Genomic DNA, 719 nt, shown 5'->3' with positions numbered 1-719 from the left:
ACCTTGTTCCACTCGTCGAGCTCGAGCTCGTGCGGCGGCTTGCGGATGCTCATGCCGGCATTGTTGATGAGAATGTCGATGCGGCCGAGCTCCTTGGCGACGCGCTCGATCATGGCGGCAACGGCCGCCTTGTCGGTCACGTCGGTGGCAACACTGATCGCCTTCACGCCGCGCTGCCTGAGATCGGCCACCGCGGCGGCGGACTTGGTCTCGTTGCGCCCCACCACGGCGATGTCGGCGCCGGCGTCGGCAAGGCCGCGCGCCATGCCGAGCCCGATGCCGCCATTGCCTCCCGTGACGATCGCGACCTTGCCGCGGAGATCGAACCGGCTGGATGTCATGCTTTCATTCCCTGGTTTCTTCTATCGGTTGCTCTGCCAGATCAGCACCAGCCCGAAGCCGGCCATGGCGGCGCCATAGCCGGCCCATTGCAGCTGGTTGACCATGAAGCTCGACCGTGGCCACGGAACGGTGCCCGTACCCTGTCCGATCCAGAGCAGGCCGAGGGCAGTTGCAAACAGGCCTGCGACGAGCAGAAATCTGCGCATGCATTCCTCCCATCGGTCCGCCTCTGTCGCGCGCGGTGATGAAAGGATCCCCGGCGCCGAAAGCTTGGTGCACAGTAACCGCAGCTTCGGTGTGGTTACAATGCCGGCTCCGGTGACGCAGGGACGAGGCGTAGCCCCGGAAACGAAAAAGCCCCGGCACTGCCGGGGCTC

2 protein-coding genes are annotated in these 719 nt (G+C 65.5%); both read right to left on the bottom strand.

The annotated features are described in order from the left end of the window. On the bottom strand, positions 1-341 hold a 341-nt coding region (locus JHD07_RS36300; protein WP_291630938.1), incomplete at its 3' end, for an SDR family NAD(P)-dependent oxidoreductase. 21 nt (positions 342-362) lie between these two features. Next, positions 363-548 (bottom strand): hypothetical protein, encoded by a 186-nt coding sequence (locus JHD07_RS36295; RefSeq protein WP_126261501.1) that lies wholly within the window; start codon positions 546-548, stop codon positions 363-365. Positions 549-719 lie beyond the last annotated feature (171 nt).

The organism is Bradyrhizobium sp., from assembly GCF_016462955.1.
Taxonomy (GTDB): domain Bacteria; phylum Pseudomonadota; class Alphaproteobacteria; order Rhizobiales; family Xanthobacteraceae; genus Bradyrhizobium.
The sequence above is the reverse complement of the archived record's forward strand: the minus strand, read 5'-3'. Positions and strand labels throughout refer to the sequence as shown.